Source organism: Xanthobacter wiegelii, assembly GCF_043193855.2.
Classification (GTDB): Bacteria; Pseudomonadota; Alphaproteobacteria; order Rhizobiales; family Xanthobacteraceae; genus Xanthobacter; species Xanthobacter flavus_A.
Genome location: NZ_CM195529.1, coordinates 2,792,831 through 2,813,882, shown reverse-complemented (window position 1 = coordinate 2,813,882; position 21,052 = coordinate 2,792,831). Strand labels below are relative to the sequence as shown.

General features: G+C 68.5%; 17 protein-coding genes. 12 read left to right on the top strand and 5 right to left on the bottom strand.

The features are described 5' to 3' along the window. The first annotated feature begins 65 nt into the window (after positions 1–65). The 7 genes from lepB to V5F63_RS12940 all read left to right on the top strand — a co-directional run bounded on the left by lepB (position 66) and on the right by V5F63_RS12940 (position 8,132). Positions 66–818: a signal peptidase I gene (gene lepB / locus V5F63_RS12970; RefSeq protein WP_209489500.1), complete on the top strand. Its 753-nt coding sequence runs from the start codon at positions 66–68 to the stop codon at positions 816–818. After that, a complete protein-coding gene (gene rnc / locus V5F63_RS12965; protein WP_209489498.1) occupies positions 788–1,525 on the top strand; it encodes a ribonuclease III in 738 nt (245 codons plus the stop codon). Before lepB ends, rnc begins: the two co-directional genes overlap by 31 nt. Further along, entirely contained in the window at positions 1,525–2,682 is a 1,158-nt protein-coding gene (gene era / locus V5F63_RS12960) for a GTPase Era (protein WP_394102422.1), read from the top strand. Before rnc ends, era begins: the two co-directional genes overlap by 1 nt. Positions 2,683–2,792: 110 nt before the next feature. Beyond that, positions 2,793–3,371: a flavodoxin family protein gene (locus V5F63_RS12955; protein WP_209489496.1), complete on the top strand. Its 579-nt coding sequence runs from the start codon at positions 2,793–2,795 to the stop codon at positions 3,369–3,371. Positions 3,372–3,477: 106 nt separating this feature from the next. Then, the gene (gene glmU / locus V5F63_RS12950; RefSeq protein ID WP_394102423.1) at positions 3,478–4,830 is read left to right on the top strand and encodes a bifunctional UDP-N-acetylglucosamine diphosphorylase/glucosamine-1-phosphate N-acetyltransferase GlmU; all 1,353 of its coding nucleotides are present in this window, start codon (positions 3,478–3,480) and stop codon (positions 4,828–4,830) included. 167 nt (positions 4,831–4,997) lie between these two features. Beyond that, positions 4,998–6,821 carry a glutamine--fructose-6-phosphate transaminase (isomerizing) gene (glmS, locus tag V5F63_RS12945; RefSeq protein WP_394102424.1) on the top strand — a complete coding sequence of 608 codons (1,824 nt, stop codon included), beginning with the start codon at positions 4,998–5,000 and terminating at the stop codon, positions 6,819–6,821. A gap of 132 nt (positions 6,822–6,953) precedes the next feature. Continuing rightward, positions 6,954–8,132, top strand: a complete 1,179-nt coding sequence (locus tag V5F63_RS12940; protein ID WP_394102425.1) for a GGDEF domain-containing protein — start codon at positions 6,954–6,956, stop codon at positions 8,130–8,132. An 11-nt stretch (positions 8,133–8,143) separates the two neighbouring features. Here the strand turns inward: V5F63_RS12940 and V5F63_RS12935 are convergent, their stop codons facing one another. Next, positions 8,144–8,596 carry a YbaN family protein gene (locus V5F63_RS12935; protein ID WP_394102426.1) on the bottom strand — a complete coding sequence of 151 codons (453 nt, stop codon included), beginning with the start codon at positions 8,594–8,596 and terminating at the stop codon, positions 8,144–8,146. A 17-nt stretch (positions 8,597–8,613) separates the two neighbouring features. After that, positions 8,614–10,707 (bottom strand): ATP-dependent DNA helicase RecG, encoded by a 2,094-nt coding sequence (recG, locus tag V5F63_RS12930; RefSeq protein ID WP_394102427.1) that lies wholly within the window; start codon positions 10,705–10,707, stop codon positions 8,614–8,616. 142 nt (positions 10,708–10,849) lie between these two features. On the opposite strand from recG, the gene V5F63_RS12925 reads away from it, so the two are divergent. The 3 genes from V5F63_RS12925 (at position 10,850) to V5F63_RS12915 (ending at position 14,271) form a co-directional block, all read left to right on the top strand. Further along, on the top strand, positions 10,850–11,509 hold the full coding sequence (locus V5F63_RS12925) for a protein-L-isoaspartate(D-aspartate) O-methyltransferase (RefSeq protein WP_209489483.1): 660 nt from the start codon (positions 10,850–10,852) through the stop codon (positions 11,507–11,509). 99 nt (positions 11,510–11,608) lie between these two features. Beyond that, the gene (locus V5F63_RS12920; protein ID WP_394102428.1) at positions 11,609–12,883 is read left to right on the top strand and encodes an alpha/beta hydrolase; all 1,275 of its coding nucleotides are present in this window, start codon (positions 11,609–11,611) and stop codon (positions 12,881–12,883) included. 179 nt (positions 12,884–13,062) lie between these two features. Next, positions 13,063–14,271 carry a M23 family metallopeptidase gene (locus V5F63_RS12915; RefSeq protein WP_209489481.1) on the top strand — a complete coding sequence of 403 codons (1,209 nt, stop codon included), beginning with the start codon at positions 13,063–13,065 and terminating at the stop codon, positions 14,269–14,271. Between the two features lie 66 nt (positions 14,272–14,337). On the opposite strand, the gene V5F63_RS12910 is transcribed toward V5F63_RS12915, so the two are convergent. The 3 genes from V5F63_RS12910 to V5F63_RS12900 form a co-directional block, all read right to left on the bottom strand. Continuing rightward, the gene (locus V5F63_RS12910; RefSeq protein WP_394102429.1) at positions 14,338–15,846 is read right to left on the bottom strand and encodes a carboxypeptidase M32; all 1,509 of its coding nucleotides are present in this window, start codon (positions 15,844–15,846) and stop codon (positions 14,338–14,340) included. A 237-nt stretch (positions 15,847–16,083) separates the two neighbouring features. Next, positions 16,084–16,419 carry a heme-degrading protein HmuQ gene (gene hmuQ, locus V5F63_RS12905; RefSeq protein ID WP_209489477.1) on the bottom strand — a complete coding sequence of 112 codons (336 nt, stop codon included), beginning with the start codon at positions 16,417–16,419 and terminating at the stop codon, positions 16,084–16,086. A 41-nt stretch (positions 16,420–16,460) separates the two neighbouring features. Continuing rightward, positions 16,461–18,668, bottom strand: a complete 2,208-nt coding sequence (locus tag V5F63_RS12900) for a TonB-dependent hemoglobin/transferrin/lactoferrin family receptor (RefSeq protein ID WP_394102430.1) — start codon at positions 18,666–18,668, stop codon at positions 16,461–16,463. 387 nt (positions 18,669–19,055) lie between these two features. On the opposite strand from V5F63_RS12900, the gene V5F63_RS12895 reads away from it, so the two are divergent. Both V5F63_RS12895 and V5F63_RS12890 read left to right on the top strand, forming a co-directional pair. Then, positions 19,056–19,970, top strand: coding sequence for a heme/hemin ABC transporter substrate-binding protein (locus tag V5F63_RS12895; protein WP_394102431.1), 915 nt, complete (start codon positions 19,056–19,058; stop codon positions 19,968–19,970). Continuing rightward, on the top strand, positions 19,967–21,052 hold the full coding sequence (locus tag V5F63_RS12890) for a FecCD family ABC transporter permease (protein WP_394102432.1): 1,086 nt from the start codon (positions 19,967–19,969) through the stop codon (positions 21,050–21,052). The genes V5F63_RS12895 and V5F63_RS12890 overlap by 4 nt, the downstream gene beginning before the upstream one ends.

Sequence of the window (21,052 nt, the reverse complement as noted above, 5' to 3'; positions counted from 1 at the left end):
GTATCTCCTCAGTTTCGGCGCAGTTTGTCTTACCCTGCGCCTCATTTGGGAAACCTTGGATACCAATGACCGCGAACAGCGATTCCAAGAAGGACGGCGGCACCCTCGAAACCGTCCGGGTGATCGTCCATGCGCTGCTGATCGCGCTGGTGATCCGTACCTTCCTGTTCCAGCCGTTCAACATCCCCTCGGGGTCGATGAAGGACACGCTCCTGATCGGCGACTACCTGTTCGTGTCCAAGTACAGCTACGGCTATTCCCACTTCTCGATTCCGTTCTCGCCAAACCTGTTCTCCGGCCGCATCCTCGGCTCGGAGCCGACGCGGGGCGACGTGGTGGTGTTCAAGCTGCCCAAGGACAATGAGACAGACTACATCAAGCGCGTCGTCGGCATGCCCGGCGACAAGATCCAGATGATCGGCGGCCTCCTCCACATCAACGGTGTGCCGGTAAAGCGCGAGCGCCTGTCCGACGTGAGCGAGGACGACGGCTCGGGCCGCAGGGTGCCGGTGAAGCGCTGGCGCGAGACTCTGCCGAACGGCGTCTCCTATGAGACCCTCGACCTCGTGGACAATGGCTTCTACGACAACACCCCGGTCTATGAGGTTCCGCTCGGCCACTTCTTCATGATGGGCGACAACCGGGACAATTCCGCCGACAGCCGCGTGCTGAGCCAGGTGGGCTATGTTCCGTTCGAGAATCTCATCGGCAAGGCGCAACTGATCTTCTTCTCCATCGACGAGGGCGCTTCCGCGTGGCAGGTTTGGACATGGCCTTGGACGGTGCGATGGGATCGGCTGTTCACGCGGGTGCATTGAACGGCGCGGGGCGGGATCTCGCCCATCTCGAGGAGCGGATCGGCTACCGCTTCCGCGATCGCTCCATCCTTGAGCTGGCCCTGTCCCACATCAGCGCCGTGAAGGGTGAGGCGCCGCGCCTGCGCTCCTACCAGCGGGTGGAATTCCTGGGCGACCACGTGCTCGGCTCGGTGGTGTCGCACATGCTCTATCTCGCCTTCCCGGAAGGGGAGGAGGGCGAATTGTCCCGCCGGCTCGCCGAGCTGGTGCGCGAGGAAGCCTGCGCCGAAGTCGCCGAGGACATGGACCTCGGCCCGTTCATCCGCCTCGGCCCCGGCGAAAGCCAGTCCGGTGCGCACAAGCGCCGCGCCATCCTCGCCGACGTGGCCGAGGGCGTGGTGGCGGCAGTGTTCCTCGATGGCGGGTATGAGGCTGCTCACGCGCTGGTGGAGCGATTCTGGCGCCCCCGGCTGGAGGCCCCGCGCCGACCGCTGCGCGATGCCAAGACCGTGCTGCAGGAATGGGCGCAGGCCCGGGGCCTGCCGCCGCCCGCCTATCGCGAGGTGATGCGCTCCGGCCCGGACCACGCCCCCCGCTTCACCGTTGCGGTGGACCTGCCGGGCCTCGCATCGGCGCAGGCGGATGGCGCCTCCAAGCAGAATGCACAGAAGGCGGCCGCTGCCGCCTTCCTCGTCCGTGAGGGCGTTTGGAAGAAGGACGAGGCCTGATGGCACCGAGGAAGAAGGCGGGCGCCGACACGGCCGCCCCGGATCAAAAGCCTGCCGCTCCGGAAGAGCAAACCCTCGTTGACGCTGGTGCTGCGGAAAACGTCGCCTATGCGGAGATCGCGGAAGACGATCTGTCCGACGATGATCTTACCGAAGACGATCTCGCCGAAGACGATCTCCCGGAAGATGAGGACGACGAGGACGATTTCGACGACGAGCTGGACCGCGTCGCGCGCGCCCCCCTGACGCCGCTCGAAGGACCGACCCGCTGCGGCTTCGTCGCCTTGCTTGGCGCGCCCAATGCCGGCAAGTCCACGCTCACCAATCAACTGGTTGGGACCAAGGTCTCCATCGTCTCGCACAAGGTGCAGACGACGCGCTCCATCGTGCGCGGTATCGCGCTGGACGGCGCCGCTCAGGTGGTGCTGGTGGACACCCCCGGCATCTTCGCGCCCAAGCGCCGGCTGGAGCGGGCCATGGTGTCGAGCGCCTGGACCCATGCCGCCGACGCGGATGTGATTGCGCTGCTGGTGGATGCCAACCGCGGCCTCGACGAGGATATCGAGGCGCTGCTCGGCCAGCTGAAGGACATCCGCAAGCCGCGCGCGCTGATCCTCAACAAGATCGACCTGATCCGCCGCGACAGCCTGCTGGCGTTGGCCGCCGCGATCACCGAGCAGGTCCCGTTCGACCGGGTGTTCATGGTCTCCGCGCTCACGGGCGACGGCGTGGAAGATGTGCGCCGCTGGTTCGCCGAGACGGTGCCGCCCGGCCCCTGGCTCTATCCGGAGGATCAGGTTTCGGATGCGCCCATGCGCATGCTTGCGGCCGAGATCACCCGCGAGAAGATGTTCCTGCGCCTGCACGACGAACTGCCCTACCGCTCGACGGTGGAAACCGAGAGCTGGAAGGAATTGCGCAACGGGTCCGTGCGCATCGAGCAGACGATCTTCGTGGAGCGCGAAAGCCAGCGCAAGATCGTGCTCGGCAAGGGTGGAAACACCATCAAGACCATCTCGACCGAATCCCGGAAGGAGATCTCCGAGATCATCGAACAGCCCGTGCATCTCTTCCTGTTCGTGAAGGTGCGCGAAAGCTGGGCGGATGATCCCGAGCGCTATCGCGAGATGGGGCTGGAATTCCCCAAGGGCGGCTGAGCAGGTCGCCGTGCGTTTGCGAAAGCGCAAGGCTGGATTGCGATCTTAAGGCTGGATGCGGGCATCCATGCACGACATAACCGGTGGCGAACCCAACCGGGAGACGTGTCATGTCGAAGCCAGTCGTCGCGATCGTGTATCACTCGGGCTATGGCCACACGAAGGTCGTGGCTGAATCCGTGCTTGCCGGCATCAAGGAAGTCGATGCCGTGGAAGGCGTCCTCGTCTCCGTGGACGAGGTGGACGACAAATGGGACGTGCTGGACGGCGCCGCCGCCATCATCTTCGGCGCGCCGATCTACATGGGCAACGTCTCGGCCGCCTTCCAGACCTTCGCCGAGAAGTCCTCCAAGCGCTGGTTCGAGATGAAGTGGAAGGACAAGCTGGCCGCCGGCTTCGTCAATTCCGGAGCCCAGAACGGTGACAAGCATCAGGGCATCCATGCGATGTTCGGTCTGTCGCAGCAGCACGGCATGGTGTGGGTGGGCCTTGGCCTGCATCCCGGCAACAACAATTCCAAGGGCTCGCCGGAAGACCTGAACCGCCTCGGCGGCTTCGCTGGCGCCTATGCCCAGTCCAACATCGATGAAGGTCCGGACATGGTGCCCCCTGCCACCGACCGCCGCACCGCCGCCCATCTCGGCCGCCGCGTCGCCGAGGCGACCGTGCGCTGGACCCGCGGCGCCTGATCATCGCCATCTGCGGCGCGCCTCCCTCTCGTCCCTGTCCCCGCTTCCGCTTGGTGCGGCGGCGGGGTAATGGGGGGCAGAACGCTAGCGCCGCGGAGGAATCGCGATGAGTGACCGGAGCCTGCTCGTGGTGGTGCTCGCCGCCGGGGAAGGGACGCGCATGAAGTCGCGCCTCCCCAAGGTGCTCCACAAGGTCGCCGGGCGCTCCATGCTCCATCACGTGCTGGCGGCGACCCGTGCCGCCGGCGCCACCCGCACCGCCGTCGTGGTTGGCCCCGGCCGCGAGGATGTCGCCGCCGAGGCGACGCGCATCGTGCCGGACGCGCAGGTGTTCGTGCAGACCGAGCGGCTCGGCACCGCCCACGCCGTGCTCGCCGCCCGCGCCGCGCTGGAGCAGGGCGCCGACGACGTGCTTGTGCTTTATGCCGACACCCCGCTGGTGCGCCCCGAAACGCTCGCCCGCCTGCGCGCGCCGCTGGCCGAAGGCGCCGCGGTCGCCGCGCTCGGTTTCGAGCCGGAAGATCCCACCGGCTATGGCCGCCTCGTCACCTCCGGCGACGAACTCGTCGCCATCCGCGAGGAGAAGGACGCGACGACGGCCGAGAAGGCGATCCGCTTCTGCAATGCCGGGCTGATGGCGCTCGCCGGCAAGGATGCGCTTTCCATCCTCGACCGCATCGGCAACGCCAATTCCAAGGGCGAATATTATCTCACCGACGCGGTGGAGATCGCCCGCGCCGATGGCCGCCCGGCCGTCGCGGCGAAGGCGGACGCGGACGAGGTGGCCGGTGTCAACAGCCGCATCCAGCTCGCCGAGGCGGAAGCCATCCTGCAGCAGCGCCTGCGCCGCGCCGCCATGGCCGAGGGTGTTACGCTCATTGCCCCGGAGACGGTGTTCTTCTCCGCCGATACCGTGCTCGGCCGCGACGTGATCGTGGAGCCCAACGTCGTGTTCGGGCCGGGCGTGACCGTGGGCGACGACGTGGTGATCCACGCCTTCTGCCATCTGGAAGGCGCGCATCTCGAGCCCGGCGTTTCCATCGGCCCCTATGCGCGGCTGCGGCCGGGCACGCGGCTGGAGGCGGGCGTGCGGATCGGCAATTTCGTGGAGACCAAGGCCGCCCATATCGAGAGCGGCGCCAAGGTGAACCACCTGTCCTATGTGGGCGACGCCCATGTGGGCGCGGGGGCCAATCTGGGCGCCGGCACCATCACCTGCAATTACGACGGCTTCTCCAAGTACCGCACCGAGATCGGCGCGGGCGCCTTCATCGGCGTGAACTCGGCCCTCGTTGCCCCGGTGACGATCGGGGCGGGGGCCTATGTGGGCACCGGCGCCGTCATCACCTCGGATGTGCCGGAGGATGCGCTCGCCATCGCCCGCAGCCGGCAGGTGGTGAAGGAGGGGTGGGCGCGCGAGTTCCGCGCCGCACGGGCCGAGGCCAAGAAGAAGGCCTGAGGTCGGCCCACCTGTCACCAACGGAAAGGCGATGTGATTCCGGCTCCAGCCCCGTGACGGTTAGGAGTTGCGGGTTAGGAACGGTCCATTCAGTTTTTGCAGTGCACCTTGGGCGCGACCGTCACCCGGGCTCATCTGGGGCGCCGCCAACATCGGAGTTAGATCGCATGTGCGGAATCGTCGGCATTCTGGGGAAGAGCGCCGTCGCGGACAAGGTGGTCGAATCGCTCCGGCGCCTGGAATACCGCGGCTATGATTCCGCCGGCATCGCGACCCTGGAGAATGGTCACCTCGAAATCTGCCGCGCCGAAGGCAAGCTGCGCAATCTCGAGACCAAGCTCGACAAGCACCCGCCCAAGGGCCACGCCGGCATCGGGCATACCCGCTGGGCGACCCACGGCAAGCCCTCCGAGCGCAACGCCCATCCCCACGGCACCAAGCGCGTGGCGGTGGTTCACAATGGCATCATCGAGAATTTCCGTGAGCTGAAGGAAGAGCTGAAGGCCGCTGGCGTCTCCTTCCGGAGCGACACCGACACCGAGGTCGTCGCCCAGCTGGTGGATCGCGAACTGCTCGCCGGCAAGGACCCGGTGGCGGCAGTGGCGGCCGTGCTCCCGCGCCTCAAGGGCGCCTTCGCCCTCGGCTTCCTGTTCGACGGCAAGACCGACCTTCTGATCGCCGCCCGCCGCGGCTCTCCCCTCGCCATCGGCTACGGCAACGGCGAGATGTTCCTCGGCTCGGACGCCATCGCCCTCGGCCCGTTCACCGACCGCATTGCCTATCTGGAAGAGGGCGACTGGGCGGTGCTGACGCGCGAGGGCGCGGAAATCCGCGACGAGACGGGCCGCATCGTGGAGCGCACGGTGCAGAAGGTGCCGGCCGGCGCCCTGCTCGTGGACAAGGGCAACCATCGCCATTTCATGGCGAAGGAGATCTACGAGCAGCCGGAGGTCATCTCCCACACCTTCGGCCATTATCTCGACCTCGACAGCGAGACCGTCTCGCTGCCCGAGCTGCCGTTCGACGCCAAGGAGGTGCAGCACATCTCCATCACGGCGTGCGGCACGGCGCTCTATGCCGGCGCGGTGGCTGAATACTGGCTGGAGCGGTTCGGCCGCGTGCCGGTTTCCACCGACATCGCCTCCGAGTTCCGCTATCGCGAGACGCCGCTGACGCCGGGTGGCGTCACCATCGTCATCTCCCAGTCGGGCGAGACGGCGGACACGCTCGCATCCCTGCGCTACGCCAAGGAATGCGGGCAGAAGGTGGTGGCCGTGGTGAACGTGCCCACCTCCACCATCGCCCGCGAGGCGGACGTGGTGCTGCCCATTCTCGCCGGTCCGGAAATCGGCGTCGCCTCCACCAAGGCCTTCACCTGCCAGCTGGCGACCCTCGCCTGCCTGTCCGTCGCCTTCGGCCGCGCCAAGGGCGTGCTGTCGGCGGAGGACGAGCACAAGCTGGTGCGCGCCTTCATGGAGGTGCCGCGGCTGATGACGGAGGCGCTGAAGCTCTCCCCGGAAATCGAGGTGCTCGCCCGGACCCTCGCGAAGGCCCGGGACGTGCTCTATCTCGGCCGTGGAACCAACTATCCGCTGTCGCTCGAAGGCGCGCTGAAGCTGAAGGAAATCTCCTATATCCACGCCGAGGGCTATGCCGGCGGCGAGCTGAAGCACGGCCCCATCGCGCTCATCGACGAGAAGATGCCGGTGGTGGTCATCGCCCCGCACGACCGTATCTTCGACAAGACCGTCTCCAACATGGAGGAGGTGGCGGCGCGCGGCGGCAAGATCATCCTCGTCACCGATCCCAAGGGTGCCGAGGCCGCGCCCATCAATGCGGTGCAGAAGCTGATCCTGCCCGAGATGCCGGCGACCGTGTGCCCCATGGTCTATTCCATCCCGGTGCAGCTCATCGCCTACCACACGGCGGTCATCATGGGCACGGACGTGGACCAGCCGCGCAACCTGGCTAAATCCGTCACCGTCGAGTGACGGCGGCTTCTCCCGCCGCGGGTGGCGAAATCCACGCGCGGCGATGGGAAAATATGTTGCGCTTGGGCGCGATTCGTCGCCTTGATCCGCTTGGACAAGCCGACGCTTGAGTGGGGGTTCGGACCTCGGTCGATGCCTGCTGCGACGTTTCCCCTCGTCATGAATGCCGTGGTGGCGGCCCTGTTCGCCGCGAGCTATCTCGCGCTGGCGCTGCTTCACCGTGGCTCCACTGCACCCCTGTGGTTCGCGGCCAGCTTCGGTGCCATCGTGCTGGCGCCGCTGGCGATGCTCGCTCAGTCCTACACCGGCTGGGTGATGCTGTTCGCGCCGGTGATCTACCTGTCTTTCGGCGCCTGCCTGATCCTGATGGTACCGGGCCTCGCGGTGCTCTATCGCAAGCCCATCCCGTGGCGGCTGGTGAGCGGCCTCGGCATCCTGATGTTCGCCTGCGCGGCGCTGGCTCTGCAAGTGACGGTCAACATGACGGTGCGGGTCGTCAGCTACCAGCTGCCGTTCGTGCTCGCCACGGCGGCGAGTTGCTGGGTGGTGCTGCGCGACAGCCCGCGCCGCATGCGGGACCTGCTGCTCGCCGGCCTGTTCGCGCTGTTGTGCCTCCATGTGCCGCTCAAGGCGGCGCTGGCGATCAGCCTGCGCACGGGTCCGCACCAGACCAATTACATGGACACGCCCTTCGCGGTGGTGGCCCAGATCAGCACCGGAATCCTCATGATCGCGACCGGCTTCCTGATGCTGGTGATCTCGGTCATTGAACTCGTCCGGGAGACGCAGGAGGTGGCGGATACGGACGCCCTCTCCGGCCTCCTCAACCGTCGCGGGTTCGAGCAGCGCGCCTCCGACCTCGTGCACGGGCAGGCGGGCGCGGCGCCGTTCGCCCTGATGCTCATCGACATCGATCACTTCAAGGCCATCAACGACACGTTCGGCCACGGGGTGGGCGACCTCACCATCCGCGGGTTTGGCGGCATGCTGCAGCACTCGCTGCCGCAATCCGCCCTAATCGGACGGGTGGGCGGCGAGGAATTCGCCATCCTGCTGGAGCGCGCCTCGCCGGAGATGGCGCGGCTGCAGGCGGAATCGGTGCGCCTCGCCATCATCGGCCACGACGCGCCGGACGTGCCGCCCTTCACCGTCAGCATCGGCGTCGCCATGGCGTCGCGGGCCGAGCCGCTTCAGGCCACATTCGCGCGGGCGGATGTGGCGCTCTACGAGGCGAAGCGGTCCGGCCGCAACCGGGTCTGCAGCGCGGAGGAGGAGGTTCTCGCCGGGAACGTGGTGCCGCTGCGCCGCTGAGCGGACGCCGCCTATCGGTTCGGCCGGGTCGCGATGAACACCGCGAGCGCGATGAACAGCACGCCGAGAAACGCAAGGACGAAGGTCGGCGCGCCAAGATACCAGCTGCCGGTGAAGGTGCCGACGAAGCTCGCCAGCGCGAACAGCTTGACCATGGGCGGGATGGCCCCGGTCTCGCGCCAGCGCACCACGCCGGGCCCGAGCCAGCGGTGGGTGAGAAGCCAAGCCTCGAACTTCGGCGATGAGCGCGTAAAGCACCAGGCGGCGAGGATCAGGAACACCGTGCCCGGCAGCATGGGCACGACCATGCCGATGACGCCGATGACCAGGAAGACGAAGCCTGCCGCGAACAAGAGCTTGCGGTAGATCGCGGCGCGGCTCCAGCGCCCTGCTGCCAGTGTTTCGCTCTGCGTCAGCCGGGTGCCCTGCGGGGGCGGGGGAGGGGCATCGTCGTCGGCGGCCATTGCCGGACCATGGCGCCTCATCCGGCGGAGAGCAAGCGCACCGCAGCATCTCGCTCCTGCAGGTGCAGCAGCGTGTGGAGCGTCCGCGCGCCCGGTGCGGCGAGATCGGGGTCGGCCCGCACCTGTGCCGCCGCGGCGTTGCGGGCGGCCTCGACCTCGCCGCCGTGCCATTCCATGCGGGCAAGGCGGAACCCGGGCAGGCCACTCTGCCGCGTGCCGAGCACGTCGCCTTCGCCGCGCAGGCGCAGATCTTCCTCGGCGAGGCGGAACCCATCCTGGCTCTCGCGCAGGATGGCGAGGCGGGACTTCGCCGTCTCGCCCAGCGGATGGCGATAGAGCAGCAGGCAGACGGACGGCTTGTCGCCGCGCCCCACGCGGCCACGCAACTGGTGCAGCTGGGCGAGGCCGAAGCGCTCCGCATGTTCGATGACCATCACGGTCGCCTCCGGCACGTTCACCCCCACCTCGATGACCGTGGTGGCGACAAGCAGCCGCGTCTCGCCCCGGGCGAAGCGGCCCATCGCCTCGTCCTTGGCGGCGCCGGACATCCGTCCGTGCACCAGCCCGACGGATGCGCCGAAGATGGATTGCAGCGTCTCGAAGCGCTCGGTCGCGGCGGCGAGGTCCGAGGTGTCGGTCTCCTCGACCAGCGGGCAGATCCAGTAGGCGCGCGCGCCAGAGGCCAGCGCGCGGCCGACGCCGGCCACCACCTCGTCGAGCCGGTCGAGGGGCAAGGCGCGGGTGTCGATGGCCTGCCGGCCCGGCGGCTTCTCGCGCAGCTCGCTGGAGTCCATGTCGCCGAACAAGGTGAGGACCAGGGTGCGGGGGATGGGCGTCGCGGTCATCACCAGCATGTCCACCGCCTCGCCCTTGCGCGCCAGCGTCAGCCGCTGCTCGACGCCGAAGCGGTGCTGCTCGTCCACCACGGCGAGGGCGAGGTCGCGGAAGATCACGTCGTCCTGGATCAGCGCATGGGTGCCCACCACCAGATCGGTGCGGCCGAAGGCGAGTTCCGTGAGGACGGCCTCGCGGGCGCGGCCCTTCTCTCGGCCGGTGAGGATGGCGGTGGAGAGGCCGGCTGCGGCGGCGAGGGGGGCGATGGTCTCGTGATGCTGGCGGGCCAGAATCTCGGTGGGCGCCATCAGTGCCGTCTGCCGGCCGGCCTCGGCCACCGTGGCGGCGGCCATCAGGGCGACGACGGTCTTGCCCGAGCCCACATCGCCCTGAAGCAGCCGCAGCATGCGCGTGTCGGCCGCGAGGTCCGCGCGGATGGCGGCAATGGCCTGCTCCTGCGCGCCGGTGAGCGTGAAGGGCAGGGCATCCGCGAGGCGGGTGGCGATGTGTCCGTCGCCCATGGTGGAGCGGCCGCCGGCCTTCTCCTCCTGCGCCCGAACCATCGCAAGCGTAAGCTGGTGGGCCAGCAATTCATCGAAGGCGAGCCGCCGCCACGGCCCGCCGGCGGGCGTCGCCTCATGGGGCGAAGCCGGCTTGTGCAGCCGCATCAGCGCCTCGCGGAAGGAGGGCCAGCCGCGCGCGGCGCGCACATCGTCCGGTATCCACTCAGGCAGGTCGGGCACGCGCTGGAGCGCGGCCTCGATGGCTCGCCGCAGGTGGCCGGAGGCGAGACCTTCCACCAGCGGATAGACCTGCTCCACCGCTGGGAGCCGCTCGACCCCGGCGGCGTCTAGAATGCGGTCCGGGTGCGTCATCTGCCGCATCCCGTCATAGATCGAGATGCGGCCGCACAGCCAGCGCTTGGCCCCCACCGGCAGCATCCGCTCGATGCGCGCGGGCTCGATCTTGAAATGCACCACCACCATGTCGCCGCTGGCATCGGACACATAGGTGCGGTGCGGCGCCCGGCTGCCGGGCGAGGGCGGCTGGTGGGCCTCCACCGTCACTTCCACCGTCACGTCGGTCTCGGGCACGGCCTCCGCAAGGAGGGGGCGGGCGCGGCGGTCCACGAAGCCGGACGGCATGTGGAACAGGAGGTCGATGACCCGGGGCATCTCCCGGCCCAGCAGGCGCGCATACGGCTTCATCAGCTTGGGGCCGATGCCGGAGAGGCTGTCGAGGGTTGCGAAGAGGGGGGACAGGGCGTCGGGGCGCATGGCGGCGCGAGGGTGTCTGATCGGCCGTTGCGGCGCAAGCCGCGCCGGGGCGCGTCATGGCGAAGACGGTGGACAGGCGCCGGCTGGATATCGGCGGCAATCTGCCATAGGTTTCAACGATCAGGCGGAGATGGATACCGGGATGACCACCGGCGAGGGCGACGGCGAGCAGGCGGAACGCGCGGCCTTCATCCTCCGGCTGCGCCAGCGCGGAATCCGGGATCTGGCCGTGCTGCGCGCCATCGAGCTGGTGCCGCGCCCCCTGTTCGTGGACCCCATGATGCGCCGCCACGCCTATGACGACGTGGCGCTGCCCATCGCCTGCGGCCAGACCATGTCGCAGCCGAGCCTCGTCGCATCCATGACGGAGGCCCTCGGCGTCACGGCCGACCAGACCGTTCTGGAGGTGGGCACCGGCTCCGGCTATCAGGCGGCCGTTCTCTCCCATCTCGCCGCGCGCGTGGTGACGGTGGACCGCTATCGCTCCCTCGTCAGCGAGGCGCAGACTCGGTTCGAGGTGCTGGGCCTTCGGAACGTCACCGCCTATGTGGGCGACGGCACGAACGGCATGCCCGCCCGCGCGCCGTTCGACCGCATCCTCGTCACCGCCGCCGCTGAAGACATCCCGGCGGCGCTGATGGACCAGCTCAAGCTCGGCGGCGTTATCGTCGCGCCCCTCGGCGCGCCGGAGGAGGTGCAGACGCTGGTCCGCATCGTCAAGGAGCAGTCCGGCCGGAGCCGGACGGACCTGATGAAGGTGCGGTTTGTACCGCTCGTACCGGGCGCGGCAGCCACACTCTGAGCGAAAGCAGTGCTTCCCGGTAACATGGTGCTTATGCCCGTTGCGGGGGCGGGGAGCGTCGTCTATCGGGTTCAGCTGTTGCGTTCGGGGGATCGAGAATTGAAGGTCGTGTCCGGTCTTGGGCGGCGGGTTCTGGCGTGTGCGCTGCTGGTCGGGCTTCTGTCCGGCTGCTCCGGCCGACCCGATGGCGTGCTCATTCCGGTGCCCGATACGGTGCCCGGAACCTCCCGCGTGGACATGGTGGTCGCCACCGTCCGTGAGCGCAGCGACGGCCCCGACATCTTTAACGGCGAGCGCGCCCGCACCCCGAGCTATGCCGAGATCGAGGTCTCCATCCCGCCCGATGGCGCCCGCAAGATCGGCGACGTGCAGTGGCCGCGCAGTATTCCGGGCAACCCGGCGACGGATTTCGTCACCACCAAGCTCGTCGACCTGACGCAGGATCAGGCGACCGCGTGGTTCCACAACCGCATCAGCCGCACGCCGGGCCGGCAGGCTCTGGTGTTCGTCCACGGCTACAATCAGCGCTTCGACGACGCGGTCTTCCGTTTCGCGCAGATCATCCACGATTCCGGGGCGCCGGTGACGCCGGTGCTGTTCACGTGGCCCTCGCGGGGCAGCCTGCTCGCCTACGGCTATGACCGCGAGAGCACGTCCTTCTCCCGCGACTCGCTGGAGCGGCTGCTGACCTTCATGGCGAAGGACCCGAGCGTCGGCGAGATTTCCATCCTCGCGCATTCCATGGGCAACGTCGTGACGCTGGAGGCGCTGCGGCAGATGGCGATCCGCAACGGCCGCATCCTGCCCAAGATCAAGTATGTGATGCTGGCCGCGCCGGACGTGGACGTGGACGTGTTCTACACCTTCTTCCACGAGATCGGTAAGCAGCATGAGCGGCCGGCCTTCACCCTGTTCGTCTCGCAGGACGACAGGGCGCTGGCGGTTTCTAAGCGGGTGTGGGGCGATGTCCCGCGGGTGGGTGCGGTCAATCCGGAGCAGGAGCCGTTCCGCACCGAGTTCGAGAAGAACAATATCAACGTCATCGACCTGACCAAGCTCAGGACCAACGATCCCCTTGCCCACGGCAAGTTTGCCGCCAGCCCGCAGGTGGTGCAGGCCATCGGCGCCCGCCTCGCCGAAGGGCAGACCATGACGGACTCCCGCGTGGGCGTCGGCGAGCACATCATCAAGGCGACCTCGGATGCCGCCGCCACCGTCGGCACGGCCGCCGGCCTCGTCATCGCCGCGCCGGTCGCCGTGGTCGATGAGAACACCCGCGCCCACTACAACCAGCATGTGAATCAGCTGGGCCGCTCCGTGTCGGACACTGCCGAGAGCGGCGCCAGCGTGGTCACGGTCCCCAAGGGCAACTGACGCAACGGCATCGCCCGGCGCAGGCGGGGCGCGGCATCCGCGTTCCAGACCTGTTGCAGTTCTGCCACGGGGGAGTCCAAAGTTCGGCAGGACCACGCCGAAGATACGTCATTTAAGCCGCCGTTTACGCATGGGCCTCTTAACTGCGGGCCGTAATGTTTGCGTGCGAGTTCGGCCACATGCGTAATTCCTCCGGGACACACGGACGTAACGTCGTCGCGCGGCTGGCACTGATCGGGCTCGTGTCCGGAACGGTGGCAGGCTGCAGTTCGGATACGGCCCGCTTCGCCGCCGACTCGCCCCAGCCTTCGGCCGGGGCGCCCATGGCGGGCTACCAGGGCCAGCCGGGCGGATATCCCCCCGCCGGCAGCGGCGATGTCACCGGCTCTCTTGGGTCCGGTCGTGTCGAGGCGATGCCCGCTCCGCCGCCCGGGCAGGCGGCCGCGCCCGGCTATCAGCCTTCGTCCTACGCCTCTACGGGCGGCGGCCAGCCGCTCTACGGCGCGCCGGGCTACGCGGCGGCACCGGCAGCGGCACCCGCGCGCGGCCCTGCGGCCGGCACCCATGTGGTGGTGGCGGGCGAGACGCTCGGTTCCGTCGCGCGCATGTACAACGTCTCGGTGGCCGCGCTGACCATCGCCAACAACATCCCCGCCGGCGGCACGGTGCGCACCGGCCAGACGCTCATCATCCCGCCCGGCGGCAACGGCGCGTCGCAGGCGAAAGCCACGCAGGCCGCTGCCCAGACCACCGCTGTGGCGAAGCCCCCGCAGCTCGCCGCGACTGCGCCGGTTCCCAGCACGCTGCAGGTTCCCGGCTCGGCGAAGCCCGCGACGGTCGCGGCCGCTCCGGCGCCGGCTGCTGCCCCCGCCGCCAAGCCCACCCAGACCGCCGCCGCGCCCACTCCGGCGGTGTCGAAGTCGGCCGCACCCGAGCCCAAGGTCGAGACCGCCGCCAAGGTGACGCCGGTGGACGATGCGGACGACGCGCCGCGCGCCAGCGGCTCCGGTCCCCAGTTCCGCGCCCCGGTCCGTGGCCGCGTCATCGCCTCGTTCGGTCCCAAGCCGGGCGGCGCCCACAATGACGGCGTCAACTTCGCCGTGCCGGAAGGCACCGCCGTGCGCGCCGCCGAGGATGGCACCGTGGCCTATGCCGGCAACGAGCTGAAGGGCTACGGCAACCTCGTGCTCATCAAGCACGCCGACGGCTACGTCACGGCCTATGCCAACAACAGCGAGCTGAACGTGAAGCGCGGCGACACCGTCCGGCGCGGCCAGATTGTCGCCAAGGCGGGCCAGAGCGGCAACGTCAACTCGCCCCAGCTGCACTTCGAGATCCGCAAGGGCTCGACCCCGGTCGACCCGAGCCGCTACGTCGCGGGCCTCTAAGAACAATCTTTTCCCAACGAAAACGGCCGGGCATCTGCCCGGCCGTTTTGCGTTTCAGGATGCCGATCAGGCGGCCACCGAATGCTCCATCTCGCCGCCGTAGCGCCGGCGCAGGTGGGCCTTGAACACCGAGGCGTCGAGCGGGCGGCCGGTGGCGCGGGTGAGGAGTTCGTCCGTCTCCAGCAGCGAGGCCTGGCCGTGCACGTTCACGCGCAGCCATGACAGGAGCGGCGCGAAGTCGCCCCTGGCGATGCCGGGCAGGATGCCGGGATCGGCGCGACAGGCAGCGTCGAAGAGCTGTGCGGCTGTCATGGCGCCCAGCGTGTAGGTGGGGAAATAGCCCCAGCCGCCACCCGGCCAGTGGATGTCCTGCAGGCAGCCCAGCTGATCGTCGGGCGGCGTCACGCCGAGCAGCGACTGCATGCCCTCGGCCCAGGCGCCGGGTAGGTCCGAAAGCTTCATCTCGTCGCCGATCAGCGCCTTCTCCAGCCGGTAGCGCAGGATGACGTGGGCGGGATAGGTCACCTCGTCCGCATCCACCCGGATGAAGCCGCGTTCCACCTTGGTGTAGAGCCGCCACAAGGCGTCCGCCTCCCAGGCGGGGCCGGAGCCGTTGAAGGCGGCGCGCATGCGGGGCGCGGCGAAGGTGAGGAATTCCCGGCTGCGGCAGGCCTGCATCTCCATGAGCAGCGACTGGCTCTCGTGGATGCTCATGGAGCGCGCCTGCCCCACCGGCTGGTGGATATAGTCCTGCGGGCGGCCCTGCTCATAGAGCGCATGGCCGGTCTCGTGCAGGACGCCCATGAGGGCGCGGGAGAAGTCGCTCTCGTCGTAGCGGGTGGTGATGCGCACGTCGTTGTCGGCGCCGCCGCAGAACGGGTGCGCGGAGACGTCGAGCCGGCCGCGCTCGAAATCGAAGCCCACCGTCTTCATCAGCTCCAGCCCAAGCTGGCGCTGCGCCTCCACGGCAAAGGGGCCTTCGAGCGGGGGCGTCGCCGGCCGGCGGGCCTGGATCTCCAGCACCTCCTCGGTGAAGCCGGGCAGGAACTGGGCGAGGTCGTCGAACAGCGCGTCGATGCGGGCCGAGCGTCCGCCGGGCTCATAGCCGTTGAGCAGGGCATCGTAGGGGGAGAGGCCGAGCTTCTCGCCCTTCACCCGTCCGATCTCCCGCTGCAGCCGCAGCACCTCCTCCAGATAGGGCAGGAGGGCGGGGAAATCGGCATCCGCCCGCGCCTTGCGCCAGGCCATCTCGCAGCGGGAGGCGGCGCGGCTGGAGGCTTCCACGAGGTCGGCGGGCACGGCGGTATCCACCGTGAAACCGCGCGTGATCTCGCGCACATTGGCGCGCTCCCACGGGCCGAGGTCTTCCCCCTCGGAGGCTGCGATCCAGTCGCCGATGCGCGGGTCGGTCGCCATGTTGTGGTGGAGCACGCGCAGCAAAGCGAGGCTCTCCGCGCGCGTGGAAGCGGCCCCCTTGGGCATCATGGTGTCGCTGTCCCACTGGAGAATGCCGATGCCGTTGGCGAGCGCCGCGGTCCGGTCAAAGTGGGCGGCGAGGTCGGAATAGGCCGTCATGGCGCGATCCTGTTGGCTCGGGGCCTGGGAATTCCAGGGCCGGAAAAGGGGCCGGGAAAAGGGCCAAGACGGTAGCCAAGCGGAGCCGGCATGGAAAGGGCGGGACTCACGTCTCCCCTCTCCCCTTGCGGGAGAGGGGGCGCTCTCCTTCTGCCGCGAAACCAGCAAAAGAAAACCCGGCGCGGACATTCGCCCGGCCGGGTTGGAGGTACACCGTGGTTCGGGTCGGGTGGGGCCTCAGGCCGCCTTCTCGCCGGGGGTAAGCGAGAGCACCGACTCAAATCCTTCAAACTCCGGACCGCCGATATAGTTCACGCGGTTGGATGACGCACCCGCGTCGCGGTGGGCGAGGCGGAAGGCCTCGGACTTGGTCCAGGCCTCGAAATCGGCCTTCGAGCCCCACACGGTGTGGGAGATGTAGAGGGTGTAGTCCTCCTTCTCCGGCCCGCGGCACAGGTCGAAGGCGACGAATCCGGGCACGGCGGCGATGTAGGTGTCGCGCTCGCGCCAGACCCGCTCGAACTCGGCCTCGGACCCGTGCTTCACCTTGAACCTGTTGGTGGCAATGAACATCTCGTCACTCCGTCTTGGCAATGGGGTGGGTCGGTGGCCGCCTATTTCACCGGATAGGGCGTCGCCGCCGCGATGGTGTCGGCACCGATCTTGAACTTGAGGCCGGCCTTCGCGGTGATGCCGGCGCTCGGCAGGAACTGCTGATACTGAACGTACTGCTCGTTGAAGATGTTCTCAACGGAGAGCTGGGCCAGCACGTTCGGATCGGGCTGGTAGCCGAGATAGAGGTTCACGAGATTGAAGCTCGGCGTCGGCTCGTAGGGCGAGTCGGCCGGCAGGTCGGCGGCGGTCTTGGCCGCGACCCACTGCCAGCGCACCGAGACGGAGAGCTTGTTGTCCAGGAAGCGCGCGCCGAGCGTGGTCGCGATATTGTTGGGCATCACGTTGGCGAGGGGCTGGCCGTTGTTGGTGTTCTCGCCATCGGACACGGTGGCGTTGAAGCCCGCGAACCAGACGCCGGCGTCGTAATTGCTCTCGAACTCGAAGCCGCGCAGGCGGGCGTTGGCGATGTTCTGGTACTGATAGTTCGCGTATGTGCCGAAGGGCGTCATGTCGTAACCCACCAGCTCGATGTAGTCCTCCACATCGTTCTGGTAGACGTTGGCCTTGGCGCGGAACTTGTCGCCCTTGGTGAAGATGTCATCGAACCGCAAGTTCAGGCCGATTTCCTTGTTCTTGCCGATTTCCGGCTTGAGATACGGATTCGGCACGAAGCAGAACACGCCGAAGCTGCCATCTGGACAGAAGACGAGGGGGATGTTCGGCGGGTGCGCGCCGTTCACCAGCGTCTCGGTCACGGCCGGCGCGCGATAGCCTTCCGCGAAGGTGCCGTAGAGCGTCACCCACTGCCACGGCGTGAGGCCCACCGTGATCTTGGGCGAGAGGTGGTCGCCGCTGGTGGAAACGCCGTCTCCGCTCAGGTTGTAAGTGTCGTAGCGCAGCGCGCCGATGGCCTCGAACCAGGTGGAATAATTGGCCTTCCACTGGATGAAGGCACCGCCCACGCCGCGCTCGCCGGACGGGTTGTAGCCGTCGCCGAAGCCATAATTGTCCACATTGTCCACGTCATCGTGGAAATAGTCGCCGCCGATGGTGATGGCGTTGCGGATATCGGCGAAGGTGAAGCGCGACGTGTTGTTGATGTCGAAGCCCAGCGTGTCGATGGTGAAATAGCGCGGATCGCCGATGGAGCCGGTGATGGAGCTGGGGGTGCCCGCCACCTTCAGCTGGCTCTGCTTTACCCGGTTCCAGTAGATCTGGCTGCGCCAGTCGAAGATGTTGTCGTCCGGATTGGTGTAATTCCAGCTCGCGGTCAGCGTCTGGTTGAGGACGGTGGTGCCGTACTGTGTCGAGCCGGCGGGCACTTCGTTGTTCACCAGCGCGGCGTTGTAGGTGGTGTAATCGGCATTGTAGTTGATGCCGGTGATCTTCACCTCGTGGTGCTCCACCGGCCGGAAGGTGACCTTGGCGATGCCGGTCCAGATGTCCGAGCCGGTGCCCGGCACCACATTTCCGTCGCCGTCCGTATAGTCGCTCTGCGAGCGGTAGGTACCGCCGAGGAACAGGTCGATGTTCGGATTCACCTTCGCCGCCGCGAACAGGGCGCCGTAGCCCATCGGCCCGTTGGAGCCGAATTCGCCGGCGGATTCCACGCCCCACGTCTGGCCGGGCTTGATGATGTCGTTGGCGTCCTTGGTGCGGAAGGTCACCACGCCGCCGATGGCGCCCGAGCCGTAGATGTTGGCCACCGGCCCGCGCACCACGTCCACCTCCGCCAGCAGGCCGGGCTCCAGGAAGAAGGAGCCGGCGCCGGAGCCGTGGCCGAGCTGGGTGAAGTTCTGCCGCGCGCCGTCGACGAACACCGCGACGCGGCCGTAATCCTCCATGCCGCGGATGTTGATGGAGGCCTGGGGGGAATTGCCGTTCTGGATGACGGAGGTGCCCGGCATGCCGAAGAACACGTCCTGCGTCCGCGACGGCATGAGCTGTTCAAGATCGTCCGCCCGCACCACGCTGATGGCGGCAAGCGCATCGATCGCGCGCTCCTCGGTCAGGCTGGCGGCGACCGTGATGGTGTCGAGCGAAATGGCCGTCGTGTCGTCGGTGGGCCCGGCCTCGGGGGCGCTCTGGGCGTTGACCGGCGTGGCCATCAGCACCGCGCAGAGCGCGACGCCCGCGAGCAGCGCCTTTTTCCCGCGCCGATGCCTTTCGCCCTTGAACACGCCCATGCGCTGCGGTTGTCCCGCCATGATCCTTCTCCCGGCTGATGTTCGGAGGCTGGCTGGCGTCGGCCGGAAGACCGGGGACGTGGCGGGCCGCAGGCGCTTTGCCTGAGCAGGCATCCGGCTGGGCAGTCGTTTCCCGCCCAGTCGTCTCGCCTGTCCCGATTTGGCTACCGTCGCGCCACAGAAGCGTCAAGAAGAATACATCCAACTTGCCAAAGCCATGAAATAACGTCAGAGACTGTTGCGTGATTGGCACGTAAAACATGCTGTATCGACATTGGAATAAATAAAAGAAAAGCGAATCATCGTTTGCGAAGACTCGCAGTGCGAAAATGGAGTTGCTCTAATTCCATGGTGGTTTGGCATCAAATATCTGTCCGCTCATGCTGCGCTGCGGCGGGGCCCTCCGCGATGAACGTCGCCCGGCGCCTGCTGCTGGCAACTCTAATTGCGGTGCTGACCGGCCTCGCGCCGAGCGCCCAGGCGGCTCAGCCGCAGCCGGTGGAGCCGCGCATCGTCTCCATCGGCGGCGCGGTGACCGAGATCCTGTTCGCCCTGGGCATGGGAGAGCGCGTGGTGGCGGTGGACCAGACCAGCCGCTACCCCGCCGCCGCCCGCGCCTTGCCGGACGTGGGCTATGCCCGCGCGCTGTCGCCGGAAGGCGTGCTCTCGGTGGCACCGACGCTGATCCTGGCCATGGAAGGCGCCGGGCCGCCCTCCACGATGGAGGTGCTGAAGCAGGCATCGGTGCCCGTGGTCATCATTCCGGACGGGCATGACCGGGAGGCCGTGCTGCGCAAGATTGCTGCGGTGGCGAACGCGGTGGGCGCGCAGGAGAAGGGCCGGGCGCTCGCCGCCGAGGTGTCCGAGGATTTCGCCGCCCTCGACGCCATGGTGAAGGCGCTGCCGGAGCGCCCGCGGGCCGTCTTCGTGCTCTCCGCCTCGGGCGGCGCGGCGGTCGTGGGTGGCTCCGACACCAGCGCAGACGCCATCCTGAAGCTCGCCGGCCTCACCAATGCCATGGCCCAGATCAAGGGATTCAAGCCGGCGCTGGACGAGGCCGCCATGTCGGCCGAGCCCGAGGCGGTGGTGGTGATGCGCGGCGGCGGGCAGGTGCTTGATGCCGCCACCGTCTTCGCGCTGCCTGCTTTCGCCGGAACGCCCGCCGCGCGGGATAAACGCCTCGTGTCGCTGCCCGGCTCCTATCTGCTCGGCTTCGGTCCCCGCACCCCGCGCGCGGCGCGCGATCTCGCGGCCGCGCTGCATCCGGGCGCGAAGCTGCCGGAGCTGCCGCCCCGGCCCTGGAGCGCGGAGCCGGACCAATGAGCATGGAAGGCGTTGCCATGGCCGCGTCGGGCGAGGGGACGCGGGGGCGCCCGGTCGCGGCCGGGCTGACGCTGTTCGCCGTATTGGCGGTCGCGGCCTTCGTAGGCGCGCTCGCCATCGGTCCCTTCACCATCGCGCCGGGACGGGTGTTCGCCGTGCTGTGGGAATGGATCAGCGGGGCCGCGCCGGCCGGTGCCTTGCGCGAGCGCATCGTGGTGCTGGACGTGCGGCTGCCCCGCGCCATCGTCGGCGCGCTCGCCGGCGCAGGCATGGCGGTGGCGGGGGCGCTGATGCAGGGGGTGTTCCGCAATCCCCTCGCCGATCCGAGCCTCGTCGGTGTGGCGCCGGGCGCGGCGCTGGCGGCGGTGGCGTTCGTCGTGTTCGGCGCGCCGCTCCTTGCGCTTCTGCCGCAGCCGCTGCAGGTGGTGGGACTGCCGCTCGCAGCGTTCGCGGGCGGGCTCCTCACCACCCTCCTCATCGCGCGCCTCGCCGAGCATGACGGGCGCACCTCGGTGGCGACGCTCCTGTTTGCCGGTCTCGCGCTGGGCGCGCTGGCGAGCGCGGGCACGGGGGTGATGGTGTTCCTCGCCTCCGAGCAGCAGACGCGGGACTTCCTGTTCTGGACCCTCGGCAGCCTCGGCGGCGCCACCTGGATGAAGGCGGCGCTGGCCGCGCCCTTCGTGCTGGGGCTGCTGGCCATCGCCATCGGCCTTTCGCGCGGGCTCGATGCGCTGGCGCTGGGCGAGGCGGAGGCGTTTCACGCCGGGGTGTCGGTGGAACGGCTGAAGCGCACCGCCGTCGTCGCCGTCGCGGCGGGGGTGGGGGCGGCGGTGGCGGCGACCGGCGTGGTCGGCTTCGTCGGCCTGGTGGTGCCGCATCTGGCGCGACTGGTCATCGGGCCGTCCCATCGCGCGCTGGTGCCGGCCTCGGCGCTGCTCGGCGTGGCGGTGCTGCTCGGGGCGGACATCCTCGCCCGCATGATCGCGGCGCCGGCCGAGCTGCCGCTGGGCGTGGTCACGGCTCTGGTGGGCGCGCCCTTCTTCCTCTGGCTGCTGCTGAAGCGCCGCGCGTTCGTGGGGTGA